Source organism: Streptomyces mobaraensis NBRC 13819 = DSM 40847, from assembly GCF_017916255.1.
Classification (GTDB): Bacteria; Actinomycetota; Actinomycetes; order Streptomycetales; family Streptomycetaceae; genus Streptomyces; species Streptomyces mobaraensis.
Window position 1 is genome coordinate 3,675,008 of record NZ_CP072827.1, and the last position, 21,349, is coordinate 3,696,356.

Here is a 21,349-nt window from a genome sequence, read left to right on the forward strand (position 1 = left end):
AGGCCATGAGCACTGCGCACCGCTTCGACCGCGGCCATACCGACGACCTCATGTCCTTCCTGGCGGCGAGCCCCTCGCCGTACCACGCGGTGGCCAACGCCGCGGCCCGGCTGGAGAAGGCGGGTTTCCGGCAGCTCGCGGAGACGGACGCGTGGGACGCGTCGGCGGGCGGCAAGTTCGTCATCCGCGGCGGTGCGCTCATCGCCTGGTACGTACCCGAGGGCGCGACGGCCGCCACCCCCTTCCGCATCGTCGGCGCGCACACCGACTCCCCCAACCTGCGCGTCAAGCCGCGGCCCGACACCGGCGCGCACGGCTGGCGCCAGATCGCCGTCGAGATCTACGGCGGCACCCTGCTCAACACCTGGCTCGACCGCGACCTGGGCCTCTCCGGACGGCTCACCCTGCGCGGCGGCGAGCACCGGCTCGTCCACGTCGACCGCGCGCTGCTGCGCGTCCCGCAGCTCGCCATCCACCTGGACCGCACCGTCAACGAGGGCCTGACGCTGGACCGGCAGCGGCACATGACGCCGCTCTGGGGCCTGGGCGACGTCCGCGAGGGCGACCTCGTCCGGTTCGTCGCCGAGGAAGCGGGCGTCGGCGCCGACGAGATCACCGGCTGGGACCTGATGACGCACAGCGTCGAGCCCCCGGCGTACCTCGGCCGCGACCGCGAACTCCTCGCCGGGCCGCGGATGGACAACCTCGTCTCCGTACATGCCGGCACCGCCGCCCTGGCCGCCGCCGTCAGCTCCGAGGCGCTGCCGTGCATCCCCGTCCTCGCCGCGTTCGACCACGAGGAGAACGGCAGCCAGTCCGACACCGGCGCCGAGGGCCCGCTGCTCGGAAACGTCCTGGAGCGCTCGGTGTTCGCGCGCGGCGGGACGTACGAGGACCGGGCGCGCGCCTTCGCCGGCACCATCTGCTTCTCCTCCGACACCGGCCACGCCGTGCACCCCAACTACGCGGAACGGCACGAGCCCGGCCACCACCCCGTCGCCAACGGCGGCCCGATCCTGAAGACCAACGCCAACCAGCGCTACGCGACGGACGGCGGCGGGCGGGCCGCGTTCACGGAGGCGTGCGAACGGGCCGGTGTGCCCTGGCAGCACTTCGTCTCCAACAACTCCGTCCCCTGCGGCAGCACCATCGGCCCGATCACCGCCGCCCGGCACGGCATCGCCACCGTCGACATAGGCATCGCTATCCTCTCCATGCACTCCGCCCGCGAACTCTGCGGCGCGGACGACCCGCATCTGCTCGCCTCGGTGCTCACCGCCTTCCTGGCGGGCTGACACCCCGTCGGGGCCCTGGCCGCGAACCGGCGGTCCCCGCGGGCGGGTTGGGCGGCGCACCACCGAACCACCGACATCCCACCCGGGGGACCCCATGACCCACCGCCTCCTGCGGACCACCGCCGTCGCCCTCACCGCCGCGGCCGCCCTGACCCTCACCGCCTGCGGCGGGGGTGGGGGCGGCGGCAAGGGCGACGGGGACGGCAAGAGCGACCAGGCGGCGGCGACGGCCTCCGACGCGCCGCCCGGCGGCGCGGGCGAGGACAGCGCGGGCAAGGGCGCCAAGAAGGGCGACGCCTGCGCGCCGGCCGACGTCAAGGTCGAGGCCCGGCCGGCGAAGAAGCCGGCCGGCGCGCTGCTCCTCGTCGCCACCGCGAAGAAGGAGTGCACCGCCTACGGCTTCCCCTTCCTCCGCTTCGACAAGGACCAGGCGACCGCCGACATGGACGCCGCCAGCAAGCCGAAGGAGCCGGTCCGGCTGGCGCCCGGGAAGGCCGCGTACGCCGGCGTCCGGCCCACGTCCCCCGACGGCGGGACGGCCCGCGAGGCCAAGGCGTTGTCCATCGGCCTCCAGGCGGCGAACGGGGATCCGGTGGAGGGCGGTGAGGTCCCGGCCGCGCTGCCGGGCGGGAAGCTGCGCATCGACGACTCGGTGCGGACGTCGTACTGGGTGGCGAGCGAGGCGGCTGCGCTGGGCGGGTGAGGGTGCGCCCCGGTCCCGCCCCTTCGCCGATTCCTGGGGGCTGCGCCCCCAGACCCCCTTTTTCGCGGCTTCGCCGCTCGTCCTCAAACGCCGGACGGGCTTGATTTCGCGCCCGGGCGCACACTTCAGCCCGTCCGGCGTTTGAGGACAACCGCGCGGAGCGCGGTTTCAGGGGGCGCGGGGGCTCGCCCCCGCAAGAAACTGGGGGCACCTCCCAGCGGTAGCTGGGGGAGAAAGGGCGGGACCGGGGGCACATCCCCACCCCACCCGGGGGTAGGCGCGTCGATGAACGGCCGACCGCTCCCGGAAGGAGACACCCCATGGGCATGGGATGGTGCATCGGCCTGATCGCGACAGGAGCGATCCTGACCTTCGCGGTCGACTGGCACATCGAAGGCGTCAACCTCACCCTCGCCGGCCTGATCCTCATGGCCGCCGGTCTCATCGGCCTCAACGCGTACGTCGCCGTCTTCAAGCGCCGCCGCACGCAGCCGCCCCCGCCGGCGGCCCCGGTGGTCGAGGAGGACCACCGGTTCGTCCGCTGACCCCCTGACGACGGTCAGGCGGTGTCGAGCCCGGCCAGGACCAGCGGCAGCCGGTCCGCCCCGCCGGGGACGATCCGGACCGGAACGCCCCAGTCCTGCTGGTGCACATGGCAGGCGGGGTACTCGTTGGCGGGGTCGTCGTCGCAGGACGCGGCCATCGCCGAGACGTGCAGCACGCCCTCCCCGACGCCGTCCGCGAGGACGACGCGCCGGGCGAGGTCGCTGCCCGCGCCGGCGCCCTCCGCGAGCAGTTCCGGCGGGGTGGCACTGACCAGCAGCCGCGTGGACGGCCCGTACCGGGTGTCCAGCTTCTGGCCGGCCGGCGCGTGGAAGACGACGTCGAGCAGCAGCTCGCCGGGCGCGACCTCGGTCGCCTCGCGCCGGGCGCGGTGGGCGACGGACTCGACCCGTACCGCCTCCTCCGGCAGCCGCAGCCGCGTCAGCCGGTGCCGGGCGGACTCCACGACGACGATGTCGTCGCCGTCGAGGACCGCGTCGGAGGGCTCGCGCAGGTCGGTCGCCAGGGTGGTGACCTGGCCGGTCGCCGGATCGTAGCGGCGCAGCGCGTGGTTGTAGGTGTCGGAGACGGCGACCGAGCCGTCGGGCAGCGCGGTCACGCCCAGCGGGTGCTGGAACAGGGCCTGTGCCGCGTCGCCGTCCCGGTGCCCGAAGTCGAACAGGCCGGTGCCGACGGCGGTCCGGACCGCGAAGCCGTCCCCGTCGCGCTCGACGTAACGCAGCGCAGACGTCTCCGAGTCGGCGACCCACAGCCGGTCCTCGGCGGCGGCCAGCCCGGACGGCTGGGCGAACCACGCCTCCGCGGCGGGCCCGTCGACCAGGCCCTCGTTGGTGGTACCGGCCGCGACTCCGACGGTGCCGGCGGCCGGGTCGTAGGCCCACAGCTGGTGGACGCCGGCCATGGCGACCCAGAGCCGGTCCGCGAACCAGGCCAGGTCCCACGGCGAGGACAGCGCGACCTCGCGCGCGGGGCCCTCGGTGGCCGCGCCCTGCCACCACTGGCGGCCGGTACCGGCCAGGGTGCCGACCTCGTGGGTCTCCGGGTCGTAGACGCGCAGCGCGTGGTTGACGGTGTCGGCGACGGCCACCCGCCCGTCGGGCAGCAGCGCGAGCCCCTGCGGCTCGCTGAACCGCGCCGGGCTGTCACCGAACCCGCGCTCCCCCGTCCCGATCCGCCGGACGACGGTCTCGCCGTCCGCGGCGAGCTCGACGAGCTGGTGCCGGGTGGTGTCCGAGACAAGGTAGCCGCCCCCGGGCAGGGCCAGGGCCTTCCCCGGGAACCGCAGTTCCCCCGCGACCGGCTCGGGAGCCACGTACGGGGTGTCGCCGCGCCGCAGCGTCCCCTTCGCCTCGTGCTCCGCCTCCAGCTCGCTGACCAGCGCCTCCAGGGCGTGCGCGTGCCCCTCGCCCGCGTGCTGCGCCACGACGTACCCCTCGGGGTCCACGACGACGAGCGTGGGCCAGGCCCGGACGGCGTACTGCTTCCAGGTGACGAGCTCGGGGTCGTCCAGGACGGGGTGGTGGACCTCGTACCGCTCGACGGCGTCGACGACGGCCTGGTGCTCGGCCTCGTGCACGAACTTCGGCGAGTGCACCCCGACGATCACCGTGGTGTCCCGGTGCTTCTCCTCCAGCTCCCGGAGCTCGTCCAACACGTGCAGGCAGTTCACGCAGCAGAACGTCCAGAAGTCCAGGATCACGATCCGGCCGCGCAGCGCGGCCAGGGAGAGCTCCTCGCCTCCCGTGTTCAGCCAGCCACCGGCACCGACGAGCTCGGGGGCGCGGACACGGGGGCGGCGGGGGGCGGGCGAAGCGGCGTTCATGGTTCAAGGGTGCCATCCGCTTGTGAACGCGGGATCACAGGCACCTGACGGGGCCGGGCGGACGGCCCTGCCCGCGGCGCGGGGAGCGCGCGGCCGTCAGACGAGGCCGATCCCGGCCTGCGCCTTGATCGTGGCCACGGCGTCACCGGTGAGCCACCGGAGCGGCACGACGGTCCAGCGGTCGCCCTTGCGCATGATCACGGCGTTGCCGTCCTTGGTGCGCCCGATGTGCACGAACCCGTGGTCACGTCGCAGGTCTTTCGCCAGGTGCTCGCCGTGGATCATGCGCTACTTCCCTTCGCGCTCCTCGTCGTCGGCCGGACTGCTGTAGACGCTACCGTTCTGGGAGACTTGTGTATCGGGGTCGGTGACCTGGTCACGATTCTCGTCCGGGTCCCAGCTGTCGTGCTTCTCCTCGCTCACGGACACGTACTCCTTTCGGGTCGGTGCTACATGGGCACAAGGGGGTCCTCATGCCGTTGTGCGGTGTCGGCGATCCACCGGGGCTCGACCGCCGCACGGAACCCGGAGCCGTCACGCCGGCCTGTGCGGGACCTGCGCGAGGTGTTCTCTCCACCCCTTGCGGTAGTCGGCGGCCTCGCGGCGAACGGCGTCGGCCTCGTCCTGGAAGCCTTGGACACGGGCCCATTGGGCGCGCCCCATCGCACCGTTGACGGCGCTGCGGTACCGGTCGCAGATCCCGCACTCGTCCCGGGTCGGATACATGGGCGGACCACTGGTGCGGCACGGCCGGCGCGCGCTCCAGGGCGGCCGGTGGTGCATCTCCTCGCTTGGCCATGCCGGTGATCCTCCTGCCGGAGGGCTGCGCCGACCAGCGGCCCCGTGTAGGCCGGGTGTCGGCCAGACTGGGGGCATGACGGGAAGCGTCGCGGCCAACATCAGGCGATTTCGTGAGCAACGCGGATGGAGTCAGGCGCGATTGGCGCGGGAGGTGTGCCGCGTCGCCGATGTTCAGGGGCAGCCGGTCGGACGGCAGGAAGTCAGCAGGTGGGAAACGGGAAAGCGGAGGCCCCGCGAGTGGTTGCCGTTTATCTCCGCGGCTCTTGGGGTTCCCGTGGAAGCGCTTCGGGCGTCGCGCGAGACCGTTGAGCCGCCCCCGCCGTCGCTGACCGACTACTTGCCCGAGGGCGATCCGCTCGCCCCGCTCGGCGCTCGCGAGGGGCGACGCGTCGGGGTGGCCGCCGTTGCCGACTTACAGCGGCGCGTCCACGGGCTCAGGCTCGCCGACGACGTGATCGCCGGGGGCGACTTGCTGCGTCCCGCACTGCGCGAGTTCGGCTCCGCCGTACGGCTGTTCAGGGAAGGCACCCACACGGAGGCCGTAGGCCGGTCCCTGCTGCGGGTCATCGGGGAGTTGGCACAGATCGCCGGGTGGATCGCGAGTGACGCCGGCCGGCACGCGGAAGCCGAGCGGATCTACCGACTGGGGTTGTCGGCAGCGCATACGGCGGAGGACACGACGCTGGCGGGCAACCTGCTGGGCTCGCTGGCCTACCAGCGCACGAACACGGGGGATGTACAGGAAGGGCTCGGCATGGCCCGCGCGGCCCTGGAGAACGCCCACGAAGCACCGCCGCGGGCGCGTGCCCTCTACCTGGACCGTGTGGCATGGGCGCATGCCAAGGCCGGGGAGGACCAGGCGGCCATCAGGGCCGTCAACGAAGCGGGCGAAGCACTGGCGGGCCATGGCGGGGAGGACGAACCCGGCTACCTCTACTGGGTGGACGCCGGGGAACTGCGCGTCATGGAAGCGCGCGTCTACACGGAGCTGCGTCGCCCGCTTCGAGCCGTCCCGGTGCTCCGGGACGTCCTCGGCCGCTACGACGCGACGCACACGCGCGAACTCGCGCTCTACCTGTCGTGGCTGGCCGTCGCCCTGACCGACGCCAACGAGCCGGAGGAAGCGGCGGCGACGGCGGAGCGGGTCATGACACTGTCCGCGAGCCTGGCCAGCGACAGGACGGCGCGGCGCACCGAGGTCGTACTCTCGCGTCTGGAGCGGTTCCGCGAGGTGCCGGAGGTGCGCGCCCTGCTCGGCAGCGCTGCTTGAGGCCCCGGATGGCGCGGCTCGCCCCCGACGGGGGCCTTTGCCTAAGCCCGAGAACCCGGTCCCACCTGAGTGCCGCGGCCGAAGGGCATGGTGGTGGCAGCCTAGGCGGTCGTCGCCGGCGGACACGGCCGCATTCTGCTGCGACGACCCGGTCACGGCCGTGCTTCGTGGTGCGGAGGCGGCGGTCCGCCGGTCGGCGTCCGCTTACCTCCGGCGTAATCGACCGCCCTGCCCGGCTCCGGCAACATCGAGCCGTCGGCGGGAACGGCTCGCCGGGCTCCGGCCTTGCGGCCGGCTCCAGAGGGGGTTTCATGTCCGCCACGTCCACCGCCGGAGCCGCCGGCAGCCCATGTCCCGCCGAGGCCACCCGGGCCGTCGTCCGGGAGTTCCTCGCCGCCCGGGCCGCTGCGGACACCGAGCGGCTCGTCGCCCTCTTCGCCGACGAGGTCGACTGGCTGCTCGCCGAGAACCCCGGTGTCCCGTGGATCCGTCCCCGCTCCACCGCGGCCGAGTGCGCGGCGCAGTTCACGGAGTTGAAGGAGCACACCGTGCCCGAGGACGCGTGGGCCTCCGTGGACACATTCCTCGTGGACGGCACCGACGCCGTCCTGTTGGGCCGCCTGTCGGGCCGGGTCCGGGCGACAGGGAAGACCTTCGCCGGCCCGTTCGCCCTCCGCCTCACCGTCGAAGGGGGCCGGATCACCCGGCACCACCTCTACGAGGACGGAGTGTCGATCACGGCGGCCTGTACGCCGTGAGCGCCTGACCGGCGCGCCCGTCAGCGCCCCAGCACCCGGTTCCGCAGCGCCGGGAACTCCTCGCGCGTCCGCGCCACCCGGGCCATGTCCAGGTCGGCGGTGAGGATCTGCTCGTCCGGGCCGGCCTCGGCCAGGACCTCGCCCCAGGGGTCGACGACGAGGCTGTGGCCCGCCTGGGGCACGCCCGCGTGGGTGCCCGCCGTGCCGCAGGCCAGGACGTACGCCTGGTCCTCGACCGCGCGGGCGCGGGCCAGCAGGGTCCAGTGGGCGCGGCGGCGTTCGGGCCAGCCGGCCGGGATGACGAGGGTCTGGGCGCCGGCGTCGACCAGGGCCCGGAAGAGTTCGGGGAAGCGGAGGTCGTAGCAGGTGGCGAGGCCGAGCACGGTCTCCGGGAGGGGCGCGGTGACGATGTCGTGGCCCGCGCTCAGCAGGACGGCCTCGCCCTGGTCGAAGCCGAAGAGGTGGATCTTGCGGTAGGTGCGGGCGAGTGTGCCGTCGGGAGCGAAGAGGAGCGAGGTGTTGAACAGCGCACCGTCCGGGTCGCGTTCGAGGATCGAGCCGGCGTGCAGCCAGACGCCGGCGTCCCGCGCGGCGGCCGACATCGCCGTCGCCGTAGGGCCGTTGAGCGGTTCGGAGCCGGTGGTGAAGGAGTCGAACGCGAAGGCGCCGATCGTCCAGAGCTCGGGGAGGACCACCAGGTCGCGGCCCCGCTGGGCGCGGACGAGGCCGGCCGCGCGCTCCCGCCGGGCGGCCGTCGGCTCCGCCGGGTCCACGGCGAGCTGGATCAGGGAGACGCGCACAGTACCACCACTCTCGGCCCGGGAAACCTCTGCCGTGCTGCCCGTGCGCAGCGTAACTTAACTGCTGAGACCCAGACAGCACTTGCCCCGTAACCATGCCGCCGAACGCACGCACCGCACGAGGGATCACGTGACCGTCCACCCCAGTCTGCAGCCCGCCATCGACGCCTGGACCCATTCCATCGAAGCGATCAACGAGTTGGTGAAACCGCTCGCCGAGGGCGACTGGAACCGGCCAACGGAGTGCCCGGGGTGGTCGGTGCGGGACGTCGTCTCGCACGTCATCGGCGTGGAGAGCGAGATGCTGGGCGAGCCGCGGCCCATCCACACGCTGCCCCGGGACCTGTTCCACGTCACCGACGAGTTCTCGCGGTACGTGGAGGTGCAGGTCGACGTCCGGCGCTGCCACACGGCGCTGGAGATGACCTCCGAGCTGGAGTTGACGATCATCCGGCGGTCGCGGCAGCTGCGGAACGAGACGCGGTCGCCGCGGACGACGGTGCGCTGGCCGCTGGGCGCGGGACCGGAACGGACGCTCGAACACCAGCTGACCATGCGGGCCTTCGACGTGTGGGTGCACGAGCAGGACCTGCGGCGGGCGCTGGGCGCGCCCGGCAACCTGGACGCGCCGGGCGCCCTGGTCGCCCGCGACGTGCTGCTGGCCGCGCTGCCGAAGGTGGTGGCGAAGGACGCGGGGGCGCCGCCCGGCAGCGCGGTGGTCGTGGACGTGCACGGGCCGGTGGAGTTCCTGCGGACCGTCCGGGTCGACGCGGACGGGCGCGGCACGCTCGACTCCAGTGTGTCGCTCGGGCCCGCGGTGACGCTCGCCATGGACTGGGAGACGTACCTCCGGCTGGCCTGCGGGCGGGTCCGTCCTGAGGGGGTGGCCGGCCGGGTCTCGGCGGAGGGCGATCCCCGGCTGGCGGAGGCGATCCTGCGGGCGTTCGCGGTGACGCCGTAAGGCTCGGGCCCCCGCCCGTCACACCGGCACGTGCACCGTCTCCACCCGCGACGCCACCACCCGTTCCCGCTCCCGCCGCCGGACCCGTTCGCGCAGGCGCAGGATCTGGGCCAGGCCCACCGCCTGGACGGCGAAGAAGGTGGCGAAGGCGGCCCGGTAGTCGTCGTCCGTCGCGTCGAGGATGACGCCGATGGCCAGCAGGGTGGTGATGGACGCGGTGAAGCCGCCCATGTTGACGATGCCGGAGGCGGTGCCCTGCCGCTCCGGCGGGTTGGCGGGCCGGGCGAAGTCGAAGCCGATCATGGAGGCCGGGCCGCAGGCGCCGAGGACCGCGCAGAGGGTGATCAGCAGCCACATGGGGGCGTGCGGTCCCGGCCAGGCCAGGGTGGCCGCCCAGAGGAGCGCGGTCGCGCCGATCGTGCCGAGGACGAGCGGCAGCCGGGCGGCGTGGTGCCGGGCGACGATCTGGCCGTAGACCAGGCCGACGGCCATGTTCACCAGGACGACGAGGGTGAGCAGCCGACCCGCGGTCTCCCGGCTCAGCCCCTCGGCCTCGACGAGGAACGGCATGCCCCACAGCAGCAGGAAGACGATGGCCGGGAACTGCGTGGTGAAGTGCGCCCACATGCCCAGCCGGGTGCCGGGCTCCCGCCAGGCGCGGGTGATCTGCTGCCGGACGTAGCCGGCGCCCGGGTGCGGGGCGGGCTCCGGCGCGTACCCCTCCGGGTGGTCCCGGAGGAAGACCAGGAGCAGGACGAGGACGACGACGCCGGCCGCCGCGCTGCCGCCGAACGTCGCGGTCCAGCCGCGGGAGTGCAGCAGCGGGGCGAGGACGAGGGTGGAGACGAGGTTGCCGGCCATCCCGAACAGGGCCGCCACCTGGGCGACCATCGGCCCGTGCCGGGCGGGGAACCAGCGGGCGCCGAGCCGCAGGACGCTGATGAACGTCATCGCGTCGCCGCAGCCGAGGAGGGCGCGGGCGGCGAGGGCCATCGCGTAGGAGTGGGAGAGCGCGAAGCAGAGCTGCCCGGCGGTGAAGAGAACGGCGCCGAGGGCGAGCACCTTCTTGGTGCCCATGCGGTCGACCATCAGGCCGACGGGTATCTGCATGCCCGCGTAGACGAGCAGCTGGAGTATGGAGAACGTGGACAGGGCCGAGGCGTTGATGTGGAACCGCTCGGCCGCGTCGATCCCGGCGACGCCGAGGCTGGTGCGGAAGACGATGGCGACGAAGTAGACGCCGACCCCGACGCCCCAGACCGCCGCCGCCCGCCGGCCGCCCGGCGGGTCCCCGGGCAGGCCGGGACAGGGGGCGGTCATCGGTCGTTTCCCTGGGCGAGGGTGCGCACCCAGCTGACGTGCCGGTCGACGACGGCGATGGCCGCGGGGGCGTCACCGGCCCGCAGGGCGTCCAGGATCTCGGCGTGTTCGGCGATGTTCTTGGCGATGCGGTCCGGGTGGGCGTGCATCGCGGCGACGCCCATCCGGAGCTGGCGGTCGCGGAGCTGGTCGTAGAGGCGGGACAGGATCTGGTTCCCGGCGTTGCGGACGATCTCCGCGTGGAAGGCGCGGTCGCTGACCGAGACGGCGGCGAGGTCGCCTTCGGCGGCCTGCCGGCGCATGTCCGCGAGCAGTTCCTCCAACCGGGTGACGAGGGCCGGCGGAGCGGGCACGGCCTTGGCCGCCGCGTGCTTCTCCACCAGCAGCCGGGTCTCCACCACATCCGCGATCTCCTGTGCGGACACGGCCAGCACGAGCGCCCCCTTCTTCGGGTACAGCTTGAGCAGTCCCTCGCCCTCCAGCCGCAGCAGCGCCTCCCGTACGGGCGTCCGGGAGACCCCTACGGCCTCCGCGAGACCGCCCTCCGTGAGCAGCGTCCCACCGGCGTACCGCCGGTGCAGGACGCCGTCCTTGACGTGCGCGTAGACGCGGTCGGCCGCGGCCGGCCGGCCCGTGGGCGCCATGGAGGGGGTCACAGCGGGGGTGGAAGGCATGCACACAGCATAGATACAAGACAGATGCTTTGATGAGGGCCTGTCCGCGATACGGACGGGACGTGGTACGGACCGCGACGCGGGCGGCGTGGACGGAGGTGGCTCGCCGCGGCGGTCGCGCCGTCCCGTCGGCACGGGGGGCGCGGGGCGCCCGGGCGGGCTCAGTCGGGCAGCGGTGTGATGAAGACGAAGCGCAGGTCCGGGCGTTGTATCGGCAGCAGCACATGGCTGGTCACCCGGATCTCGGCGCGGTCGTGGTACGGCAGCCGAAGACGGAAGACGTGGCCGTCGCGGTGCTCGACGACGTCGTGCTCCTCGGCCCAGATGCGGCGGCAGTCGGCGTCGGAGTCGAGGACCTCGCGGACCAGGGCCCGCAGCCCGCCGTCGCCCGGGTTGCTGTTGGCGGCGACCCGGAGCATGGCGAGGTAGACGCGGGCGCAGCTGTCCTCCCAGTCCAGCATCTGCTCGCGGGCCTCGGGGTGCAGCAGGGCCCACCGCATGAGGTTGGCTCCCGGGCGGAGCACCCAGGGGAACCACTCGCCCATCAGGTGGTTGGAGGCGACGATGTTCCAGGCGTTGTCGGAGAGGTAGGCGGGGTACGAGGTCTGCTGGACGAGCAGGTTCCGGACGCCCTGGGGGAGTTCGCCGGCCGGGCACGGGGAGCCGGGCGGGCGGCGCCCGCAGACGGCGAGGAAGAGCGTCAGCGTCTCCGCCTCGCTCAGCCGCAGGGCGGCGGCGACCCGGAGCAGGAAGCTCTCGGAGAAGTCCTGGCGGCGGCCGGCCTCCAGGGCGCGGTACCAGCCCTCGCTGACGCCGGTGAGCCGGGCGACGTGCCGCTGCGAAAGCAGACGGCCCGGTCTGGGATGGACGCCGCGCAGCTCGGGGACGGTCCGGGCGTCTACCCGCATCCGCCAGGCGCGGAGCAGACGGCTGATGGACTCGCCGTCCTCCGCGGGGTCCGGAACGCCTCCGTCCGCCCTCGCGCCGGTCAAGGGGAGCCTCCGATTCCGACACTGCAAGTGTCGGTCAATCTTAAGTAAATTGCCCCACACGGGCCATTCCACCCTGCCGATGGAATGGTCCGAGGCCGCTCTGCCATGAAACGGAGGGCCCGGACGGCGTCCGCTCCTCACTGGAGGGGGGTGAGGAATGGACGCGTCCGGGCCCTGCGTCGTGTCCGGTCAGGGATACGGCCGCACGGATACGGCCACACGGATACAGCCGCGTGGAAACGGCCACGTGGAAACGGCCGCACGGCGCGGAAACCGGCCCCCCGGTACGGAAAACATCCGGGGGTACCGCCCGCCCCGGAGGCCGATCAACCGGTCAGCCCCAGGTGAGCAGCCGCTTCGGGTGCTCCAGGACCGCCGCGATGTCGGCCAGCACCCGCGAGCCGAGCTCCCCGTCCACCAGCCGGTGGTCGAAGGAGAGCGCCAGCGTGGTCACGTACCGCGGCTTGACCTTGCCCTTGTGCACCCAGGGCTGGAGCTTGATCGCGCCGAACGCCAGGATCGCCGCCTCGCCCGGGTTGATGATGGGCGTCCCGGTGTCCACGCCGAATACGCCGACGTTGGTGATGGTGACCGTGCCGCCGGACATCTCCGCCGGGCTGGTCTTCCCCTCGCGCGCCGTGCTCACCAGGTCGGAGAGCGCCCGCGACAGCTCGGGGAGCGTCTTGGCCTGCGCCTCCTTGATGTTCGGCACGATCAGTCCGCGCGGCGTCGCCGCGGCGATGCCCAGGTTGACGTAGTCCTTGCGGACGATCTCCTGGTTCTCCTCGTCCCAGGAGGCGTTGATGTCCGGGTTGCGGCGGATCGCCACCAGGAACGCCTTGGCCACCAGCAGCAGCGGGTTGACCCGCAGCCCGGCCATGTCCGGGTCGTCCTTCAGCCGCTGGACGAGCTTCATCGTGCGGGTGACGTCGACGGTGACGAACTCCGTGACGTGCGGCGCGGTGAAGGCGCTGGCCACCATGGCCTGCGCGGTCGCCTTGCGGACGCCCTTGACCGGGATCCGGGTCTCCCGGGCGGCCCACGCGCTCGCGGGGGCCTCGGCCGGGGCGGCAACGGGCGCCTCCTGGACCGGCGGGGCCACGCTGGCCTGGTGGGCGGCGTGCACGTCCTCGCGGGTCACGATCCCGTCCGGCCCGGTCGGGCTGACGGCGGCGAGGTCGATGCCGAGGTCCTTGGCCAGCTTGCGGACGGGCGGCTTGGCCAGCGGACGGGCGCTCCCCACGACGGCGGGGGCGCCGGTGACCGCCGGGGCTGCGGTGACCGCCGGGGCTGCGGGGGCGGCCGGGGCCACCGGTGCAGCGGCGGGCGCCGCGTGCCCGTTCAGCTCCGCCTGGACCGCCGCGCCGACCGTCGACGCCTCGGGCCGGGCCTTGCGCGGGCGCCGCTTGGTGGACGACGGCGCGGCGCCGTAGCCCACGAGGACGGCCTGCCGGCCCTGCCCCTGGCCCTCGCCCTCCGGCGCGGCCGCCGTCTCGGCGTGCGCGGCGGGCTGGGCCGGGGCGCCGGCCGCGGCCGGGTCGATCACATCGCCGGTCGCGGTGACGGGCCCCTCACCGGGCCGGGTGTCGACCGAGATGATCGCCGTACCGACGTCGACCGTCACACCCTCCTCGAAGCGCAGCTCGTGCACCACGCCGTCGAAGGGGATGGGCAGTTCGACGGCGGCCTTGGCCGTCTCGACCTCGCAGACCACCTGGCCGTCGGAGACGGTGTCCCCCACCGCCACGTACCACTTGAGGATCTCGGCCTCGGTGAGGCCCTCGCCCACGTCGGGCATCTTGAACTCGCGGAAGCGCTGGTCGCTCGCTGTGCTCGCAGTCATCGTCACGACTCTCCTCAGCCCTCAGTACGCAAGCGCGCGGTCTACGGCGTCGAGCACCCGGTCCAGTCCGGGAAGGTACTCGTCCTCCAGCCGCGACGGGGGGTAGGGGGCGTGGTAGCCGCCGACCCGCAGGACGGGGGCCTCCAGGTGGTAGAAGCAGCGCTCGGTGATCCGGGCCGCGATCTCGGCGCCGGAGCCGAAGAAGACCGGGGCCTCGTGGACGACGACGAGCCGGCGGGTGCGCTCCACGGACGCCTGGATGGCGTCGAAGTCGATCGGGGAGATCGACCGAAGGTCGAGCACCTCCAGGTTCTTGCCCTCCTCGGCGGCGGCCGCGGCCGCCTCCAGACAGGTCTTGACCATGGGCCCGTAGGCGGCCAGCGTCAGGTCCGTGCCCTGGCGCACCGTGCGGGCGGTGTGCAGCGGGCCGGGGATCGCGTCGGTGTCGACCTCGGAGCGGTCGTGGTAGCGGCGCTTGGGCTCGAAGTAGATGACCGGGTCGTCGCTCTGGATGGCCTGCTGGAGCATCCAGTAGGCGTCGGACGCGTTCGACGGCGACACGATCTTCAGACCGGCGACGTGCGCGAACAGCGACTCCGGGGACTCGCTGTGGTGCTCGACGGCCCCGATGGCACCGCCGTAGGGGATGCGGACGACGACCGGCATCTTGATCTTGCCGAGCGCGCGGGCGTGCATCTTGGCGAGCTGGGTGACGATCTGGTCGTACGCCGGGAACACGAACCCGTCGAACTGGATCTCCACGACCGGCCGGTAGCCGCGCAGGGCCAGGCCGATGGCGGTGCCGACGATGCCGGACTCGGCGAGCGGGGTGTCGATGACCCGCTCCTCGCCGAAGTCCTTCTGGAGCCCGTCGGTCACGCGGAAGACGCCGCCGAGCTTGCCGACGTCCTCGCCCATGATGACGACCTTGGGGTCGTTCTCCAGGGCGGTGCGCAGGGAGGCGTTGATCGCCTTGGCGATGGAGAGCTTCTCGGTGGCCATTACTTGCTCTCCTCGTCGGCGAACGAAGCCTGGTAGGCGATGAATTGTTCGCGTTCCTCGTCGACCAGCGCGTGGCCGTCCGCGTAGATGTTCTCGAAGATGGCCGTGCTGTCCGGGTCAGGCATGGCGCGCACGGTCTCGCGGACGCGCTTGGCCAGCGCGTCGCTCTCGGCCTCCAGGGCGGCGAAGAACTCGGCGTCGGCCAGGCCCTCGCGCTCCAGGTGGCGACGGAGCCGCAGGATCGGGTCCTTGGCCTCCCACAGCTCCCGCTCCTCGTCCCGCCGGTAGCGGGTGGGGTCGTCGGAGGTGGTGTGGGCGCCCATGCGGTAGGTGAACGCCTCGACGAAGGTGGGGCCCTGGCCGGTGCGGGCGCGCTCCAGCGCGGCCCGGGTGACGGCGAGGCAGGCCAGCACGTCGTTGCCGTCGACGCGGACGCCGGGGAAGCCGTAGCCCTGGGCGCGGCGGTAGAGGGGCACGCGGGTCTGCTTCTCGGTGGGCTCGGAGATGGCCCACTGGTTGTTCTGGCAGAAGAAGACCACGGGGGCGTTGTAGACGGCGGCGAAGGTGAACGCCTCGGCGACGTCGCCCTGGCTGGTCGCGCCGTCGCCGAAGTAGGCGATGACGGCCGAGTCGGCGCCGTCCTTGGTGATGCCCATCGCGTAGCCGGTGGCGTGCAGCGCCTGCGAGCCGATGACGATCGTGTAGAGGTGGAAGTTGTTCTCGTTGGGGTCCCAGCCGCCGTTGTTGACGCCGCGGAACATTCCCAGGAGGTTGGTCGGGTCGACGCCCCGGCACCAGGCGACACCGTGCTCGCGGTAGGTCGGGAAGACGTAGTCGTCGTCGCGGGTGGCCCGGCCGGAGCCGATCTGGGCGGCCTCCTGGCCCAGCAGGGAGGCCCACAGGCCCAGTTCGCCCTGGCGCTGGAGGGTGGTCGCCTCGCCGTCGAAGCGGCGGGTCAGCACCATGTCGCGGTACAGGCCGCGCAGTTCCTCGGGCGTCACGTCGATGGCGTAGTCCGGGTGCTCGACCCGCTCGCCCTCGGGCGTCAGCAGCTGTACGAGCTCCGGCTCGCCCGCCCCGGCGGCCGGCTTCTTCGCTCCGGCGCGTTTGCCGCCCCGCGGCTTGCGCGCGGCGGTGCTGTCCACGGTCACGTGTGCTCCTCCGTCTGTCCGGCCCCCGGGGTCGCCGGTGGCCGTAGGGGGTCCCCCCGCCGTGGGGCTGGGGGATGCTCGCCCGCTTCCCGACGGCACACGGGGTGGGTGTGCCGAGGCCGAACCGGGCGTGACAGGTGTCCCGCCGAATGGCCTGCAATAAGCACGTTACCCAGTACTCCGCATTCCTGCGAAACCCTCTCTGACCTGCGATTTTGCTTGGATTTCCAAGTAAATCGAGAAAGGGCCGACAAAGCACTGGTCACAGCGTTGCGAGCCGTCCCCGCCGAGGCAGGGTTACCGCCGGAACGACGGCACGTTATCCCGGAGGACAAGAGCAGGGGAAGACTCGATGTGTGAGACTGACACTGTGCGCGAACAAGGAAAAATCACGGTATTTCTGCTCGACGACCACGAAGTCGTGCGGCGCGGCGTTCACGAGATGCTCTCCACGGAGGCGGACATCGAGGTCGTCGGAGAGGCCGGTACCGCCGCGGACGCACTGGTGCGCATTCCCGCCACCCGGCCTGACGTCGCCGTTCTGGACGTTCGGCTTCCGGATGGCAGCGGGGTCGAAGTCTGCCGTGAGATCCGTTCGCTCGATCCGGGAATCAAGTGCCTGATGCTGACGTCGTTCGCGGACGACGAGGCGCTTTTCGACGCGATCATGGCCGGGGCCTCGGGTTATGTACTCAAGGCGATTCGCGGCAATGAGCTGCTCTCCGCCGTGCGGGACGTGGCGGCCGGGAAGTCGCTGCTCGACCCGGTGGCGACCGCCCGGGTGCTGGAGCGGCTGCGCGACGGCAAGAGCCCGCGCGGCGACGACCGGCTGGCGTCACTGACGGAACAGGAACGGCGGATCCTGGACCTGATCGGGGAAGGGCTGACGAACCGCGTGATCGGCGAGCGGCTGCACCTCGCGGAGAAGACCATCAAGAATTACGTCTCCAGCCTGCTCTCCAAGCTGGGCATGGAACGGCGTTCGCAGGCCGCGGCCTACGTCGCGCGTCTGCAGGCGGAGAAGCGGTGAGGGGGATGGGGGCCGGCGGCCCGCGCCTCCGGGGAGTCCCGTACGGGTCGGCCGCTCAGGGACGCGCGTGCCCGTTCATGGCCGCCGGTGCCCGTTCAGGGACACCAGTGCCCGTTCAGGGACACCAGTGCCCGTTCAGGGACGCCGGTGCCCGTTTAGGGACCAACGTCCCGGCCGCGACGGGGCGGGTGGCTCTACGTGTACCGGACGTGACGGTGCAGAGTAAGGCGCATGCCCGCACCGGTACCGCCGGCCGCCCCGCCGGCCACAGACGAACACCGAGCGCTCGAACTGCTCGGACGCGCCCCCTACGGGCACCTCTCGGTGACCCTGCGCGCGCTCCCGTTCGTCATCACCACCCGGCACATCGTGTCCGACGGCCGGGTGCTGGTGCGGCTGCACGGCGGCTACGGCTACAGCAGGGCCTGCGACGGCAGCGTCATCGCCTACAACGCCGACAACTTCGGCGGGCGGGAGGACGGCGACGAGGACGTCTGGCACGTCCAATTCGTGGGCACCGCACGGCGGTTCACTCCGGAACCGGCGGAACTGCTGCGCTTCGGACCGGCCCCGCGGGCGGCGGACAACGCACCCTTCCTGCCCGAATACCTGTGCATAGAACCGCAGTTCATCACCCTGCACCACCTCGAAGGCGTACCCGCGCGACAGGCCGCGCACTCGTCGTGAACTAACATTTGGGGCGTGCCGCGCTCACTTGTCCCCCCTGTCGCACCTCCCGACGGCGGCACCCTGCGCTCCCTGCTGCGCCGCTACCGGCACGCCGGCGAGCCCCTCGCCTGCGAGCCGCTCACCGAGGGACTGCTCAACCACGGCTACCGGCTCTCCACCAGCAGGGGCCACTTCTTCCTCAAGCACCACCTCGACGGCGACCGGGCCGCCATCGCCCGGCAGCACGCGGCGACGCAGCGGCTCGGCGCCCTCGGCCTGCCGGTCGCCCCGCCGGTGGCCGCGGAGGACGGCTCGACCGTCGCGGTCCTCGGCGGCCGCTGCTACGCGCTGCACCCCTGGGTCGAAGGGCGGCACCGGGACGGCGGCGAGCTCACCACGGCCCAGTCGCGCGGCCTGGGCGCGCTGCTCGGGACCGTCCACGTCAGCCTGGAGACGGTGATGCGGGAGGTCGCCGGGCCGGGTGGCGCGGGGGCGGCCGGGGGAGCGTGGGCCGAAGGGGCCTGGGCGGAAGGGGCGTGGGCTGAAGCGGCCTGGGCCGGCGGGGGCGACCGGGCCGTGAACGCCGGGGGCGGTGCCCGGACGGCGGGAGCCGGGACGGCGACGGGCGGGGGCACGGCGTCGGACGGGGGCACGGACACCCGCCCGGGCGGATGGAACGGGGCGGGCGGACGGAACGGGACGCTGACGGCCGCGCGGGCGGGGACCGGCACCCGGCTCGGGGACGGCCCGGGCGCTCGGCACGGGGCGTGTTCGGTGCTCGTGCCCGGCGGCGTCGGGGCGGCGGTGGACAGCGGGCTGCCCGGTGCCCCCGGAAGGTGTTCCACGGGTCTCAGGGGCGCGCCGTCCGGGGCGACGCCGCGCCGGGCGCCCGAGAGTGCCCCTGAGGGCCCTCAGGGCGCCCCTAGGGGCGCGGCGCGCGCCTCCGAGGCACACGGCACCCTCGACGCGCTGGACGCTGCCGCCGACCCCGAGGACACGTACGCGCTCATCGAGGAGTTGCTGGTCCTGGTCCGCCGGGGCCCCCGCGACTCCTTCGACGAACTGGCCGAGCACCGCCTCGTCGAACGCCGGGCCCTGCTGGAACGGCACGCCCACCGCCGCCCGCCCCCGGCCGCCATCCCGGCACGCGGCTGGGTGCACGGCGACTTCCACCCGCTCAACCTGCTGTACCGGGACGCCGAACCCGCCGCGATCGTCGACTGGGACCGCCTCGGCGTCCGCCCCCGCGCGGAGGAGGCCGTCCGCGCCGCCGTGATCTTCTTCCTGCGCCCCGACGGCACCCTCGACTTCGCGAAGATACGCCCGTACGCCCGCGCCTACCGGCGCACCACCGGCGCCGGCCCGGAGGAGCTCGCGGCGGCCGTGCACCGCGTGTGGTGGGAGCGCCTCAACGACTTCTGGATGCTCCGCTGGCGCTACCAGCTCGGCGACCACCGCGCCGACCCCGGCTTCCCGGCGTCGGCGGCGCTGGCGGTGTGGTGGACGGGCGCGTACGAGGACGTGCGGGCGGCGTTCACGGACTGAGGCGGGGGCGGGCGGGCCGCGGACATGGGACGAGGCGGGGCCGGAGCCCCGCCTCGACGTCGGAACGGTCCCGTCACCGGGACCGCGCGCTCACGGCGCGGAGTCGCTGGTGACGTTGGTGTTACCGGGGTTGTTCGCGGAGCCCGGGTTGTTCGCCGACCCGGGGTTGTTCGCGGAGCCCGGGTTGTTCGCCGACCCGGGGTTGTTCGCGGTGCCCGGGTTGTTGGCGGTCCCGGGATCACTGGTGGGGCTGGTCCCGTTGCCCTCGCTGGTGCCCTTGGACGTGGTGCCCTTGCCGTCGTCGGTCGGCTTGTTGCCGGTCGGCTCGCCCGTCGGCTGCCGGGTCGGGTCGGTGCTGGGCTCCTTCGTCTGCCGGTGCCGCGACCCGCCGGTGCTGCCGTAGCTGTCGTTCTCGTCGGAGCCGCCGCCCGTCGTGCCGGTCCCGTTGTCGGGCTCGGAGGACTTCTCGTCCTTGGGGGTGGAGGTGGGGCCGGTGGGCTCGGGGGTCTGGGAGGCGGAGTGGCTGGGCTTCTTGACGGGCTCCTTTTCCTTGGTGCCCTTGTCCTTGTCCATCGCCGCGTACGCCGCCACCGCGGCTACCACCGCCGCCACCAAAACAACGATGGCGATGAGCTTGCCGCGGTTGCCACCGCCCCCACCCCGCCCGTGCCCGCCCGGCTCGTAGTCGTCGTCGCCGGCGCCGCCCATGCCCTGCGGCAGGATGCGCTGCGGGGAAGTCTGGCCGTGCTGCGGGTGCGGCATGGCCGTGGTCTGGCCCAGGCCGACGCCGCCCAGAACCTGGGTGGCCGCGGCGGCGGGCACCTGGCCGGTGTCCCAGGCGCCGGAGTGGCCGCCGGCCTCGTGCAGCATCTGGAGGCTGTACTGGACGAGCGAGCGCATCTCCTCGGCGCTCTGGAACCGGTCGTCCGGGTCCTTGGCCAAGGAGCGCATGACGAGCCCGTCGAGCTCCGGCGGGACGGAGTCCAGCACCTGGGACGGCGGGACCGGATTGTCCTGAACGTGCTGGTAGACGACGGAGAGCGGGGTCTCGCCGGTGAACGGCGGGCGCAGCGCCAGCAGTTCGTACAGCAGACAGCCGGTCGCGTAGAGGTCGGAGCGGGCGTCGACGGTCTTGCCGAGCGCCTGCTCGGGGGAGAGGTACTGCGGGGTACCCATGACCATGCCCGTCTGGGTCATGGTGGAGGCGGCGCCGTGCAGGGCGCGGGCGATGCCGAAGTCCATCACCTTGACGGCGCCGTTGTTGGTGATGATGACGTTGGCGGGCTTGATGTCGCGGTGGACGATGCCGTGCTGGTGGCTGTAGGCCAGCGCGTCGAGCACGCCGGAGACGATGATCAGCGCCTGCTCGGGCGGCGGCGCCTCCGCGTTGAGCAACAGGTCGCGGATGGTGCGGCCTTCAACCAGTTCCATGACGATGTACGGCACGGTCTGGCGGCCGACGATGTCCTCGCCGGAGTCGTAGACGGCCACGACGGCGTGGTGGTTCAGCCCGGCGACGGACTGTGCCTCGCGGGTGAAGCGGGCCTTGGAGACCGGGTCCTCGGCCAGGTCGGCGCGGAGCAGCTTCACCGCGACCGTGCGGCCGAGGCGTACGTCCTCCGCGGCGAAGACCTCGGCCATGCCGCCGCGGCCCAGCCGGTGGGTGAGGCGGTAGCGGCCGTCGCCGACCATGCCGCCGTTACCCCACATTTCCGGCACATCGGGCATTCCGCCCCCGTTGGCGTCAGGGTCGGACGGACCCTGGGCGCTCTGCGTCTGTGCCATCAGTCCTCGCCGTCGTGTCTGGCCGCTCGCGGGGGCCAAGCCTTGGGGCAGTGCTCACGCTGCTGAGCCGTACGCGGAGCAATGCAGTCTTCCGATAAGGCACGCTACAGGTTCCGCGGCGCGCGCCGGTCGGGGATGGACGGGCAATCAAACCCGCAGCGGCCCGGGCAAGGCAAATTCCGTGACGGCTTGTCGCGCATCCGGTCACGGAACGGGCACGCGGCTTGACGTGCCCCTGGCCTGCGGCACACTTGGCCGGGATACGTGTCCGGCCGGATGGGATCCGGCCGGATCCAACCTATGAGCCGGGCCCGGCCCGGGTGTCGCGTCACCGACCGACGCCGGTCGGCGCCGAGGGGGAAGC

General features: G+C 73.0%; 20 protein-coding genes and 2 pseudogenes. 10 read left to right on the plus strand and 12 right to left on the minus strand.

Annotation, left to right across the window (positions count from 1 at the left end):
- Nucleotides 1-5: 5 nt before the first annotated feature.
- The 3 genes from J7W19_RS15590 (at nt 6) to J7W19_RS15600 (ending at nt 2,543) form a co-directional block, all read left to right on the plus strand.
- Nucleotides 6-1,295 carry a M18 family aminopeptidase gene (locus tag J7W19_RS15590; RefSeq protein WP_004940031.1) on the plus strand — a complete coding sequence of 430 codons (1,290 nt, stop codon included), beginning with the start codon at nt 6-8 and terminating at the stop codon, nt 1,293-1,295.
- A gap of 94 nt (nt 1,296-1,389) precedes the next feature.
- Nucleotides 1,390-1,998: a DUF4232 domain-containing protein gene (locus tag J7W19_RS15595; protein WP_004940029.1), complete on the plus strand. Its 609-nt coding sequence runs from the start codon at nt 1,390-1,392 to the stop codon at nt 1,996-1,998.
- 320 nt (nt 1,999-2,318) lie between these two features.
- Entirely contained in the window at nt 2,319-2,543 is a 225-nt protein-coding gene (locus J7W19_RS15600) for a DUF6458 family protein (protein ID WP_004940028.1), read from the plus strand.
- A gap of 14 nt (nt 2,544-2,557) precedes the next feature.
- Here the strand turns inward: J7W19_RS15600 and J7W19_RS15605 are convergent, their stop codons facing one another.
- The 4 genes from J7W19_RS15605 to J7W19_RS15620 form a co-directional block, all read right to left on the minus strand.
- Nucleotides 2,558-4,384: an NHL domain-containing thioredoxin family protein gene (locus tag J7W19_RS15605; protein ID WP_004940025.1), complete on the minus strand. Its 1,827-nt coding sequence runs from the start codon at nt 4,382-4,384 to the stop codon at nt 2,558-2,560.
- A gap of 96 nt (nt 4,385-4,480) precedes the next feature.
- A complete protein-coding gene (locus J7W19_RS15610; protein ID WP_004940024.1) occupies nt 4,481-4,669 on the minus strand; it encodes a hypothetical protein in 189 nt (62 codons plus the stop codon).
- 3 nt (nt 4,670-4,672) lie between these two features.
- Complete coding sequence (locus J7W19_RS15615) at nt 4,673-4,813, minus strand: hypothetical protein (protein WP_158688728.1); 141 nt, start codon at nt 4,811-4,813, stop codon at nt 4,673-4,675.
- 105 nt (nt 4,814-4,918) lie between these two features.
- Nucleotides 4,919-5,110 carry a hypothetical protein gene (locus J7W19_RS15620; protein WP_004940017.1) on the minus strand — a complete coding sequence of 64 codons (192 nt, stop codon included), beginning with the start codon at nt 5,108-5,110 and terminating at the stop codon, nt 4,919-4,921.
- Nucleotides 5,111-5,258: 148 nt separating this feature from the next.
- Between J7W19_RS15620 and J7W19_RS15625 the strand changes: the two genes are divergently transcribed.
- Together J7W19_RS15625 and J7W19_RS15630 are read left to right on the plus strand one after the other, a co-directional pair.
- Nucleotides 5,259-6,455, plus strand: coding sequence for a helix-turn-helix domain-containing protein (locus tag J7W19_RS15625; RefSeq protein WP_040887926.1), 1,197 nt, complete (start codon nt 5,259-5,261; stop codon nt 6,453-6,455).
- Nucleotides 6,456-6,766: 311 nt separating this feature from the next.
- The gene (locus J7W19_RS15630; protein WP_004940014.1) at nt 6,767-7,213 is read left to right on the plus strand and encodes a nuclear transport factor 2 family protein; all 447 of its coding nucleotides are present in this window, start codon (nt 6,767-6,769) and stop codon (nt 7,211-7,213) included.
- 20 nt (nt 7,214-7,233) lie between these two features.
- Here the strand turns inward: J7W19_RS15630 and J7W19_RS15635 are convergent, their stop codons facing one another.
- Nucleotides 7,234-8,013, minus strand: coding sequence for a carbon-nitrogen family hydrolase (locus J7W19_RS15635; protein WP_004940013.1), 780 nt, complete (start codon nt 8,011-8,013; stop codon nt 7,234-7,236).
- Between the two features lie 130 nt (nt 8,014-8,143).
- Between J7W19_RS15635 and J7W19_RS15640 the strand changes: the two genes are divergently transcribed.
- Entirely contained in the window at nt 8,144-8,974 is an 831-nt protein-coding gene (locus J7W19_RS15640) for a maleylpyruvate isomerase family mycothiol-dependent enzyme (protein ID WP_004940011.1), read from the plus strand.
- Nucleotides 8,975-8,992: 18 nt separating this feature from the next.
- Here the strand turns inward: J7W19_RS15640 and J7W19_RS15645 are convergent, their stop codons facing one another.
- The 6 genes from J7W19_RS15645 to pdhA all read right to left on the minus strand — a co-directional run bounded on the left by J7W19_RS15645 (nt 8,993) and on the right by pdhA (nt 15,956).
- The gene (locus J7W19_RS15645) at nt 8,993-10,294 is read right to left on the minus strand and encodes an MFS transporter (protein WP_004940009.1); all 1,302 of its coding nucleotides are present in this window, start codon (nt 10,292-10,294) and stop codon (nt 8,993-8,995) included.
- On the minus strand, nt 10,291-10,968 hold the full coding sequence (locus J7W19_RS15650) for a GntR family transcriptional regulator (RefSeq protein ID WP_063825750.1): 678 nt from the start codon (nt 10,966-10,968) through the stop codon (nt 10,291-10,293). The genes J7W19_RS15645 and J7W19_RS15650 overlap by 4 nt, the downstream gene beginning before the upstream one ends.
- 161 nt (nt 10,969-11,129) lie before the next feature.
- Entirely contained in the window at nt 11,130-11,960 is an 831-nt protein-coding gene (locus J7W19_RS15655) for a helix-turn-helix transcriptional regulator (RefSeq protein WP_004940005.1), read from the minus strand.
- 334 nt (nt 11,961-12,294) lie between these two features.
- Nucleotides 12,295-13,803, minus strand: coding sequence for a dihydrolipoamide acetyltransferase family protein (locus tag J7W19_RS15660; RefSeq protein ID WP_004940003.1), 1,509 nt, complete (start codon nt 13,801-13,803; stop codon nt 12,295-12,297).
- 21 nt (nt 13,804-13,824) lie between these two features.
- A complete protein-coding gene (locus J7W19_RS15665) occupies nt 13,825-14,805 on the minus strand; it encodes an alpha-ketoacid dehydrogenase subunit beta (protein WP_004940000.1) in 981 nt (326 codons plus the stop codon).
- Nucleotides 14,805-15,956 (minus strand): pyruvate dehydrogenase (acetyl-transferring) E1 component subunit alpha, encoded by a 1,152-nt coding sequence (gene pdhA / locus J7W19_RS15670; RefSeq protein WP_004939998.1) that lies wholly within the window; start codon nt 15,954-15,956, stop codon nt 14,805-14,807. The genes J7W19_RS15665 and pdhA overlap by 1 nt, the downstream gene beginning before the upstream one ends.
- A gap of 370 nt (nt 15,957-16,326) precedes the next feature.
- On the opposite strand from pdhA, the gene J7W19_RS15675 reads away from it, so the two are divergent.
- The 4 genes and pseudogenes from J7W19_RS15675 to J7W19_RS32970 all read left to right on the plus strand — a co-directional run.
- A complete protein-coding gene (locus J7W19_RS15675; RefSeq protein ID WP_004939996.1) occupies nt 16,327-16,986 on the plus strand; it encodes a response regulator in 660 nt (219 codons plus the stop codon).
- Nucleotides 16,987-17,217: 231 nt separating this feature from the next.
- Nucleotides 17,218-17,673 carry a pyridoxamine 5'-phosphate oxidase family protein gene (locus J7W19_RS15680; RefSeq protein ID WP_004939993.1) on the plus strand — a complete coding sequence of 152 codons (456 nt, stop codon included), beginning with the start codon at nt 17,218-17,220 and terminating at the stop codon, nt 17,671-17,673.
- Between the two features lie 15 nt (nt 17,674-17,688).
- A pseudogene (locus J7W19_RS32965) lies at nt 17,689-18,150 on the plus strand (phosphotransferase); the annotation flags it as partial.
- 420 nt (nt 18,151-18,570) lie between these two features.
- A pseudogene (locus tag J7W19_RS32970) lies at nt 18,571-19,200 on the plus strand (phosphotransferase); the annotation flags it as partial.
- 90 nt (nt 19,201-19,290) lie between these two features.
- Here J7W19_RS32970 and J7W19_RS15690 read toward each other — a convergent pair.
- Entirely contained in the window at nt 19,291-20,985 is a 1,695-nt protein-coding gene (locus tag J7W19_RS15690) for a protein kinase domain-containing protein (RefSeq protein WP_210455338.1), read from the minus strand.
- Between the last annotated feature and the right edge of the window lie 364 nt (nt 20,986-21,349).